Origin of the sequence: Rufibacter glacialis, assembly GCF_008271745.1 — a bacterium.
Lineage (GTDB): Bacteria > Bacteroidota > Bacteroidia > Cytophagales > Hymenobacteraceae > Nibribacter > Nibribacter glacialis.
Genome location: NZ_VKKZ01000021.1, coordinates 555,543 through 565,353, shown reverse-complemented (window position 1 = coordinate 565,353; position 9,811 = coordinate 555,543). Strand labels below are relative to the sequence as shown.

Genomic DNA, 9,811 nt, shown 5'->3' with positions numbered 1-9,811 from the left:
GGAACGGGATGAGGATGAGCATGACCCAGGGCTCGGACCCGTACGAGAACGCCCTGGCCGAGCGCATGAACCGCACGCTGAAAGAGGAATTCGGCCTGGGCAGAGTGTTGGCTGACCTGCAGCAGGCAGAGCTATTGGCCAGACAAGCGGTGGAACTATACAATCATCACAGGCCCCACTTATCCTTGCAGATGAGGGCACCTGAACAAGTACACCAACAGCAAATAAAAATCCCGGTCTGCTGAAGCAAACCGGGAAATGGTAAATCTGTCAACTTATAGCAGGACGATTCAGAAAGATAATATTTTACCTATCTCTCATCAGTTGTCTGTTAACAGTAGTTGGAGAAGCTATATAATTGCCTCTTGTAAAGAAGGTATAAGTTCTTCCTGGCTGGATGTTACCTGATGTCCAAGTTGTATAAGCAGTGGATTTTCCTTCTAAGAATACAGCGATGTTATAGGTCCCTGGGGGAATGGTAACATAGTTGGTAGCCTCTTTGAAAGACACCTTAGAAGCAATCACCACTGTATCTGTCACCGGAGAAGTCCCCACTGCCTTGATGGTAAATTTACCAGGTGCACCTGCCATAGCATTTACAAACTTGAGGTAAGATTTGCTAAAATCATAAGGTGGTATTTCATCTTTAACAGTCAGGAACTCATAATTTCCGCCTTGGCCAACTAGATATGCCGTATACCTTTCCTTTTCATTTAGCTGAATGTTCGTCTTCAAAACTTCATTCATTTTAAGATTCGTAGTACCGGCTATTGTTGTAGTGTCAATAGCTGATAACGTATAGCTTCCAGCGGGTACGTTTACGTATCCATAATTTGCTGGATGAATAGCATTGGCTAATGCGCCATCTCTCCACGCCAACCCAACAATTCTACCATTACTAGGAGTTTTGGCGGTGACTTTTTGCCCGTTCAGGTAAAAATTTACCATAGGGGCATCTTGGGCAGCAACAGAGAATTTTATATCAGCACCTGACGTAACATACTCAGTTTTCTCAATGATTGCGTTTTCCTCACAGGCTCCAAGGAGTGTTCCTAAGGCAAGGAAAGCCAATATATTTCTAAAAGCTTTTTTCATATTATGAAACCTTTTGATTATTGTTCGCTAAACCACATTGGTTTGACATGGTAGTTATTTTCTAATGCGCCAATCTTCGCTAATGCTGCTCTATTCCAGATGTATTCTGAATTATAGCGAGGGCGAACTCTTTGCGCAGGTTGGTCTCCATTTTCCCCAAAGTAGATAGGGGGTAATTCATACCCTGCAAAAACTGGTCTGGCAGTTCCTGACTTTGGATCAACTTCAGTTGCTACATTGTAATCATATCTTCTAAGGTCAGACCAAGTTTCAATAAAGCCCCAACCCCATTGAGCAACGTATTTTTGCATTAGGATATGGCCTAGGGTAAGGTTGTTAGCACTTGGAAATAATTCTGGATTTGCTAAATATGCAGTTTTCCTTTGGTCAAACGTGGCTTTCTCTGCAGCTGTACCAAGAGAGTAAACAAAATCCATATGCTTTTCAACGCCGTTTCGGTAGGCAGCTAGCGCTGTTGTCTTATTCCCTAATTTTAAGGCAGCCTCAGCTTTTATAAACTGTAGCTGTGCATACGTCATGATAGGGAATCTGGCAGCGTTCTGGAATAAATACTTTCCTTGTGCAGTAGCATTGGCAGTAGCCACGTCTGAAGTAGTACCATAAAGGTTTAGCGGCCGGTCATTTGCAACTGTAATTTCAGCTGTTCCGCTAAATCCAATCCCGGTGTACTTCCCGCTGGGGGAGGGTGCCAACATAATACCTATACGCGGATCCTTGATGTGCTCAGCCGTAAGAATAGGGTCTTTTACCTTAGGGGTTATGGTTCCATTAGCGGCATCCACATTTCTAAATACTGGGTTATTGCCACCCAATAACCCAGTAATGAATCTTGATTGACGTACGGTCAGGAAGTTGCCACGCATTGGCCCCAAGAAGTTCGCATTGCCATTTACAACTCCCTCAAATCTAATGGAAGCATCATCTGCATTGCCTTGGAAAGACTTATCTACGTATTCAATCACTTTAGGAGCCCACTGGGCTGCGTAAGTAGCCTTATTAGACATATGGTTGGCGTTGATAGCTAACAAGCCGTATACAAACCTTTCCCATTTATCTCTGATGGCCATGTCTGGATCTGGGCTGTTAGCATTATGGAACTGTCCATAAATTAAATCGCCATCTTTAATCCGAGAATTAGGATGGATTTCCTTTCTCCCCTTCGCGAATGCATCAAGGGCTTTTTGAGAAAGCCTTCTTACCTCTTCATAAACAAACTCCTGCGAATCATAATCGAAGTCTGATCTGGAAGGATCAAAAGCCTGCGACACAATTATCTCACCATGGTAATCTGTGGTCATCTGCCAGTTATAAGCCTGGAGCGCATACCCAATCCCGGCGAAATCCCACTTCTTCTGCTCCTCCGCTTTCAGGATCAAATCACGTAGATTAAGGCCACTGGTGAAATATGTTGATCTCCACAATTGTTGAGAAAGGTCAGCCACACTATTCACGTATCCATGTCTATCCCAGATAGTTTCTGTTGTTGACTGGTGCCAGTTACCAATGTACTTTGCTAAATAACGGGCATCAAACTGAAGAGCTAATCCAATCTCAGACTGAATTGGGGCAAGATACAGGTGTGGATCCACTGCCTGATCTGGCCCATTAGGGTTAGTATTAACATCTAACCAAGTCTCGCATCCTGTGGAGGCAAGTAAACTAGCTGCGACAAGAGAAGTATATAATAATTTCCTCATATTCAATAACAATTAAAATCCAATATTAATCCCAACATTCAGCCCCATAGGCATTGGCATATTACCATAATCAAAGCCATATCCACCACTTCCACCTGTAGCCAAGCTTGTTGCACTACCTACTGGGTCTAGGCCAGAATAATTTGAAATAATAAATAAGTCTGTGCCGGTAACAAAAATATTAGCAGACTTGGCAATTTTTGTGGCCTGAAGCAAAGAGGTAGGTAGATTATACCGCAATGTTACATCTCGTAAGCGAACCCATTTTACATCCTTCTCTATAAAGTCTATATCCAATAGTGTGGAAGAATAGTAGGTAGGGTCAGTAGCCGGATTAATGACAATATTGTTTCTAGTAGGGTTATCTGAATTTTCTCTGCCATCCAGAATCACACCTTGATAAACCCTAGGTTGAAAACGATCCAACGTTCTCATACTCAAGCCGCGAACCGTAAGGAAATGTTCAGTAGCATTGAATACGTCCCCGCCACTTCTAATTTCAAGTAGGAAATTTAAGGAAAGGCCTTTGTACTTGAAGGTATTTCCTACACCCATTGTAAAATCAGGTGTTCTGTCTCCAATCACTACCCAATCAGTTGTATTTCTAAGAGGATAACCTGTTGTAGGGCTGATCAAGATATCACCATTGTTGTTTCTCAAGTAATCATATCCTGTAAAAGAGTTTACCGGACCACCCACGCGGGCACCATTTCTCACGTTGCCATACAACCAGGTATCAGAGTTATAGTATTCAGGAATAGCTGTAGGAAGCTTCACCAACTCTGAGTAATTATGGCTGAAGTTCACGTTCATGTCCCAGCTAAAGTCTTTTATGATAAGAGGGGTAGCATTGATCTGGAATTCATATCCACCAGTTTCAATTTGTCCAGCGTTAAAGGTTTTCAGGATAAACCCTGTTCCATAACTTAATCTTAAACCTCTCACAATCTGCTCCTTAGAAACTTTTCTATAGTGAGCAAAGTCAATTCCTAAACGGTCATTGAAAAATTTAACTTCACCCCCAACTTCATAAGAAGTGGTCATTTCTGGCACCAATGCTTCAGATGGGCCATTAGCGGCATAGCCAAAACCACCGCCTGTTGTAGCTCTAGGCTCTAACCAGGGGCGTATCATATAAGGAGCAGCATCTTTACCTACCTGCGCAGCAGACGCTCTTAGCTTACCAAAGGAAACAATGTTCTTAATATCAGCAAATGGAGCAAGCTCAGTGAACACAAAGCTTACACTAGCAGAAGGATAGAAGAAAGAATTGTTCTGTTTAGGAAGAGTAGAACTCCAGTCGTTACGCCCAGTGAAGTTCAAGAACAACATTTTATTGTAATCTAAGCCCAAAGACGCAAAAGCACCAATTAACCTTCTCTGCGATAACCTGTTTCTTCCTCTATGGGTAACTGGGTCTGTGTTTTCTATAGAATAGAAATTAGGGGCTAGGTATTTTTGACCTGTTACAGACTGACTGTAATTGTTCTGGTCATTGACGGCGCTACCTATCTTAAGATCAACACCAACCTTATTACCTAGCAATGACTTAGTAAACTGCCCATAGTATTGGATGTTTAAGTTTCTGCTTGTATTCAAGGTCTGATCAAAAACTCCCCCAGTGGCACCAGACAGATTAGACTGTGCATGGCGTACCATCTTTATTTCTTGGGTGAAATAATCTAATCCAACATTTCCTACAAACTTAAACCATGAAACTGGATCAATCACCAGTTTAGCACTGGTCATATAACGATCACTAATGTTTCCGATTGAGTTTTTATTGATGTTAAAGAAGGGGTTCTCTAACTCAGTACCAGCATCAGCTTGAGTTTTGGAAGAGAAGTATCTTCTATCGCCATTCACATCCAAGTAGTTACTTGCGTCATCATTTGCAGGCCAGGCCAATAATCCTAGCATAGGACCACCGCCAAGGCTGAATGCTGATTTTACATCTGAGAAAGTATAAGCAAATGATACATCTGTAGATATATATTTATTTAACTTGGAAGTAATTGCTGAAGAAAGGCTAAATTTTTCTTGCCCAGTATTTGGCACAAATGAACCGGCATCTATATAAGATGTTGAAACCCGATAAGTTGTAGCATCTGTTCCGCCGGAGAGGGATAAGTTATGACGCTGAGATGTGCTGGTTTGAAAGAAATTTTTAACGTTATCATAAATAACATCGCCTTCATCATAGGCCTCTCCAAAATAGGTTGTTATAGCTGAACCTTCATCTGTCACACCCAAGGCACCTCTTCCGTAGGTACGCTGAACCTGAGGATATTTCATCAGCCGGTCCATTCTAAAGCTATTGCTATAGTTAATCCTGGCCTGGCCCGCTTTTCCCCTTTTGGTGGTAATCACAATGGCCCCAGAGGCGGCATCAATACCGTAAAGGGCAGAGGCCTCTGGCCCTTTCAGAACGGTGATGGATTCAATATCTTCAGGATTGATATCAGAGGCTCTGTTACCGAAATCAACACCTCTATTAGCCAAATCCCGGGTAGAAGCCGAAGCAAGATCTGCAGTACTAAAGGTATTATTGCTTACAGGAAGACCGTCCACCACAAATAATGGTTGATTGCTTCCACTTAAAGAACTTACCCCTCTTATAGTAATAGAGGCGGATGCTCCAGGAAGGCCAGAAGTAGATTGCACATCTACGCCGGCCACTCGGCCCGCCAAAGCGTTCACAAAGTTTTCCCGTTGGGTTTGGGCAACATCAGCACCTTTCACCTCAGTGATAGCATAACCTAAAGCTGCTTTTCTTTCCTCAATACCCAGGGCCGTCACTACTACCTCATCCAAAGCCTTAGAGTCGGTTCTTAACACCACGTCAATGGAATTGCTTTCTCCTATGGTACGCTCTTGGGAAATAGTACCAATAAAACTGAAAACTAATACTCCACCTACTGGAGCCTGAATGGAATAACGGCCATCTCCGTCTGTGGAAGAACCGTTGGTTGTTCCTTTCACTACTACGCTCACACCAGGCATGGCGGATCCGTCTTCAGAAGAGGTAACCCTTCCGGTAATGGTCTTGCTTTGGGCAAAACCAGCCTGTGCAATACACAAGCTTAAGGTGAAAAGCATTAGCCGTAACATTATTTTCATAAGTGAGAATTAAGTGATACTAATTGGTTATTGTTGTTAATCTGTCAAAGGGAAATAAAAAGGAAATTATCTCATAGGCTTATCTTGTATTAGCTGGTATTAAGTATGACATATGGACTGAATAAGAAGAGCAAATGTTAATTCTTTGGATACTTTTGTAAAAAATTCACTTACTAATTAATCTTTTGCTTATTTCGCTATAATATTAGCAATAATGATGATTTTTATAAAATTAAATCTTCCCGAATAGCCTATTTTTATTAAAAAGAAATTTTAATCACAAATATAGTCCCCCTTATTATGAAATTACCAATTAGCCGATTATCGGCTAAAACATAACTTTAAACAAGGCAATTTTCTTCATTTATATGCTTCAAATTCAATGACATGCAGGAATATTTTACTATATTATTAAGTAAACTTTTAGAGCCATTTAGCCGATGACAAAAAGAAATAGCAGCCAAAGAATATTTTTGTAAGTAACCTGTGGTTTTCATGCTTTACCGCTTTATGCTCCCCAGGTAGAAACGCCACCAGCCCAATTCACCTAAACAACTCATCACCCCACCTTTACCACTTTGACCACAACTTCTACTCCCCAGCCCAATCTACCCACCAGCGCCACAGAGGCAACGGGTGCCGCACCTAGACTAAGACTCAGGTCATTAGATGTCTTTAGGGGCATTACCGTGCTGGCTATGATTCTGGTGAACAACCCCGGCAGCTGGGGTAAAATCTATGCGCCCCTCAGACATGCCGCCTGGCACGGCTGCACCCCCACTGACCTGGTGTTCCCGTTCTTCCTCTTTATAGTAGGTGTTTCCATTGCCTATGCCTTTTCGGGGGCAAAGCAGATACCGGAGAGCCATACCAAAACTATTGGCAGAATCATCAGGCGGGGCCTGACGCTGTTTGCCCTGGGTATGTTTTTGGCCTTGTTTCCAAAATTCGACTTCGAAACGGTGCGTATACCGGGGGTGCTGCAACGCATTGGGGTGGTCTTCATCTTGGCGGCCATTATCTTCCTGAAAACCGAAAAACGCACCCAAATCATGATCATCGCCTTTTTGCTGATAGGCTATTGGGTGGTGATGATGTTTGTTCCGGTACCAGGCATTGGCGTTTCTAACTTATTGCCTACCACCAATCTGGCCGCTTGGCTGGACAATACCCTGTTACCGGGCCACCTCTGGAAGTCAACGAAGGTGTGGGACCCCGAAGGCATTCTGAGCACCTTGCCCGCCGTGGCTACTGCCCTCACAGGAGTACTGGCCGGGCAGTGGCTCAAGAAGAAAGACGATATGGGAAACAAGATCGCCTGGCTCATGGTGTGGGGCGTGATTTGCACGTGCCTGGGCTTGGTCTGGGATCTGCATTTCCCCATCAACAAAAGCCTCTGGACCAGTTCGTATGTTCTCTATACTTCAGGGTTGGCCATGCTGGGCCTGGGCCTTTGCTATTGGGTCATTGACGTGAAAGGCTACCAGAGATTCACTACCCCATTTTTAGTTTATGGCGTGAACGCTATTACCGTGTTTTTCCTCTCCGGACTTATTCCCAGGATCATGGGCATGATCAAAGTAGACACCCCCGCCGGAGAAGTAGACAGCAAGACTTACCTGTATGAGACCTTCTACACGTCTTCCTTCAGCCCTTACAATGCCTCCTTGGCCTGGGCCCTTACCTGGATCTTCTTCTGGATGGTCATTCTCTGGATCATGTACAAAAAGAACATCATCATTAAGGTCTGACCGGAACTACCGCAAGAACCAAAACAGAAAAGGCCACTAGTTAGTGGCCTTTTCTGTAGAAACAAGGCAGAGAGGCCTAGAGTCTGTAAAGCATCTGCTTGGTAAGAACTCTTGAATAGCAGAAATTGCACCTGCCTATTGGCTAATCCGTATGGCCTACTAATGGAAAGAAGACGCCCTCCCTTTATCAGAAGTCGCCTGAATAGCTTCGGGTATGCGTTGAAAGGCATCTCGGCGGCTTTCCGGTCTGAGGTGAACCTGCGGTGGCACGTTATCTCTGCCGGCATGGTGGTGGCGGCCGGCCTGTACCTTAGCCTAACAGCCCTGGAATGGGTGGTGATCTGCTTTGCCATTGGCCTGGTCTGGATGGCAGAGCTTTTCAATACCGCCTTGGAAGTAGTGGTCAACCTGGTCTCACCCAACCACCATCCGCTGGCGGGCAAAGCCAAAGACATAGCGGCCGGCGCGGTGTTGGTGGCTTCGCTGACGGCTATGGTGGCTGGGCTCTTCGTATTTCTACCTTATCTGTGGGCTTTGTGGGAAAAGTACACTTAAACATTCTTTCTCAGTCCCGCGTTTACTACTTTTGCCCAATTTTGAAAGGCAGTGGCCTCTCTAGGTGTCTTAATTTACCTTACCCATGACTACGAACGACGTATTGAAGAACCTCACCCAATATAACGTGTGGGCGAACTGGCGCGTGCTCAAAAGCTTTGACCGCATCCAGGGAGACCTTCCTGACTATGCCCAGCTGATGTTCAGCCACGCATTGAATGCCCAAGCCATCTGGATTGCCCGCATCACGGGTACCAAAAGCCCGGTAACGGTTCTACAGCGGCATACCCTACCGGAACTGCACCAGCTGCATGAGCAAACCTCCGCTAAACTGGCAGAGCTATATGCCAACGCTGACGAGGCCGAGTTGAACCGCACTATAGAGTACACCAATACCCAAGGCAAAGCTTATTCTACCAAAGTACAGGATATTCTGACCCACGCCATCAACCACGCCACTTATCACCGGGGCCAGGTAGCACGTGAGTTGCGGTTGGCCGGGCATGAGCCCATCAACTCTGACTACGTGACCTACGTGCGCATTGTGTACGGCCAGGATCTGGAAATCTAAGATAGACTTGTTTAGGAGCCTTTTTTAGAAAAGGAACTCTAAAACAGAGGAAATATAAAAGAGAGGGGGAAGCTATGACAGCTTCCCCCTCTCTTTTATATGATATGATCAACCTTAATTTAAGGATACAGCGGGTACCTCCGTGATTCTGTCATTGGTCACCACAATGTTGGGCAGCTCTTTGTTCTTGTATGGTTCTTTGGTGCTGAACTGTACTTTATAGGTACCGGCGGGAACACCCTTGATCAGGAACCGGCCGGCATCATCAGCGAAACCTCCAATGGTATCATTCGCAGCGGAGATGACCAGGATGCCGGGTTTGGCAGCGGCAGGGGTGACCGTACCTCTGATGCCCCCGGCTACCGCATGGGTGAGGGTTCTGATCACGGGCTTCAAGTTGTACTGGCCGCTGTTGCCGCGGGGCACGACAGATTTGGCGGCATCAAAGTCCAGGAGCACCACATAGGTCACATCAGCCTGAAGGTCAGCGTTGAGCTGGAGCTTTAACCCAGAGGTCTGTCCACTGGGGGTGGTAAGGGCCCGGGTAGTAGATTCGCCTTTCAACTTCAGGGAGTTCTTATCACCAAGTAGCAACCTGATCTGCGAGATACGGCCGGCGGGAAGATTGGCGGTCGCCAACAGGGTATCACGGCCGTTGGCGAAATCCAGGAGGTTGTAGACGCCGGGCTTGATGGTCTCCAGGGTAGTCCAGCCGGTGCCGTCATCATTCGTTTCGCGGTGCACCTGCACCCCGCGTATGTCTACGTTTACTTCTTCGTAGTCACCGGGGGCATCCGTTAACCGAACCTCCATGCGGGCAGAACCAGCTATGTCTTTCTCATCTGAACAAGAGGCAAACCCGAAGGCCGCCATCCACAGCATTCCAAATACTAAGCGTTTTTTCATAAATAGGTAAAATAGGGGAGACCAGGCCACCAGTAGTGGCCGCCTGCTTTAACGTAAAACAGGTAGAAGGTTTATAACAAAAACGAAGCCGTTTC

The 9,811-nt window shown here is 45.3% G+C and carries 8 protein-coding genes; 4 read left to right on the top strand and 4 right to left on the bottom strand.

Going from position 1 to position 9,811, the window contains the following annotated elements; all coding sequences use genetic code 11:
- On the top strand, positions 1-245 hold a 245-nt coding region (locus FOE74_RS14055), incomplete at its 5' end, for an integrase core domain-containing protein (protein WP_149099234.1).
- A gap of 61 nt (positions 246-306) precedes the next feature.
- On the opposite strand, the gene FOE74_RS14050 is transcribed toward FOE74_RS14055, so the two are convergent.
- From FOE74_RS14050 to FOE74_RS14040, 3 genes are read right to left on the bottom strand one after another with little or no spacing between them, the layout of a single operon-like run.
- Complete coding sequence (locus FOE74_RS14050) at positions 307-1,095, bottom strand: DUF4397 domain-containing protein (RefSeq protein WP_149099233.1); 789 nt, start codon at positions 1,093-1,095, stop codon at positions 307-309.
- Positions 1,096-1,112: 17 nt separating this feature from the next.
- Positions 1,113-2,813 (bottom strand): SusD/RagB family nutrient-binding outer membrane lipoprotein, encoded by a 1,701-nt coding sequence (locus tag FOE74_RS14045; RefSeq protein ID WP_149099232.1) that lies wholly within the window; start codon positions 2,811-2,813, stop codon positions 1,113-1,115.
- Positions 2,814-2,825: 12 nt separating this feature from the next.
- Positions 2,826-5,912 (bottom strand): SusC/RagA family TonB-linked outer membrane protein, encoded by a 3,087-nt coding sequence (locus FOE74_RS14040; protein ID WP_225840819.1) that lies wholly within the window; start codon positions 5,910-5,912, stop codon positions 2,826-2,828.
- Positions 5,913-6,511: 599 nt separating this feature from the next.
- Between FOE74_RS14040 and FOE74_RS14035 the strand changes: the two genes are divergently transcribed.
- The 3 genes from FOE74_RS14035 (at position 6,512) to FOE74_RS14025 (ending at position 8,810) form a co-directional block, all read left to right on the top strand.
- On the top strand, positions 6,512-7,684 hold the full coding sequence (locus tag FOE74_RS14035; RefSeq protein WP_225840818.1) for an acyltransferase family protein: 1,173 nt from the start codon (positions 6,512-6,514) through the stop codon (positions 7,682-7,684).
- A 162-nt stretch (positions 7,685-7,846) separates the two neighbouring features.
- Positions 7,847-8,239 carry a diacylglycerol kinase family protein gene (locus tag FOE74_RS14030; protein ID WP_149099231.1) on the top strand — a complete coding sequence of 131 codons (393 nt, stop codon included), beginning with the start codon at positions 7,847-7,849 and terminating at the stop codon, positions 8,237-8,239.
- Positions 8,240-8,324: 85 nt separating this feature from the next.
- The gene (locus tag FOE74_RS14025) at positions 8,325-8,810 is read left to right on the top strand and encodes a DinB family protein (RefSeq protein WP_149099230.1); all 486 of its coding nucleotides are present in this window, start codon (positions 8,325-8,327) and stop codon (positions 8,808-8,810) included.
- A gap of 114 nt (positions 8,811-8,924) precedes the next feature.
- Here the strand turns inward: FOE74_RS14025 and FOE74_RS14020 are convergent, their stop codons facing one another.
- Positions 8,925-9,716, bottom strand: a complete 792-nt coding sequence (locus tag FOE74_RS14020; RefSeq protein ID WP_225840817.1) for a DUF4382 domain-containing protein — start codon at positions 9,714-9,716, stop codon at positions 8,925-8,927.
- Positions 9,717-9,811: the final 95 nt, after the last annotated feature.

What these genes read in the sequence shown, in the direction of transcription:
- FOE74_RS14050 (WP_149099233.1), bottom strand. Translation starts at nt 1,095, where the DNA reads ATGAAAAAAGCTTTTAGAAATATATTGGCTTTCCTTGCCTTAGGAACA.
- FOE74_RS14045 (WP_149099232.1), bottom strand. Translation starts at nt 2,813, where the DNA reads ATGAGGAAATTATTATATACTTCTCTTGTCGCAGCTAGTTTACTTGCC.
- FOE74_RS14040 (WP_225840819.1), bottom strand. Translation starts at nt 5,912, where the DNA reads ATGCTTTTCACCTTAAGCTTGTGTATTGCACAGGCTGGTTTTGCCCAA.
- FOE74_RS14030 (WP_149099231.1), top strand. Translation starts at nt 7,847, where the DNA reads ATGGAAAGAAGACGCCCTCCCTTTATCAGAAGTCGCCTGAATAGCTTC.
- FOE74_RS14025 (WP_149099230.1), top strand. Translation starts at nt 8,325, where the DNA reads ATGACTACGAACGACGTATTGAAGAACCTCACCCAATATAACGTGTGG.
- FOE74_RS14020 (WP_225840817.1), bottom strand. Translation starts at nt 9,716, where the DNA reads ATGAAAAAACGCTTAGTATTTGGAATGCTGTGGATGGCGGCCTTCGGG.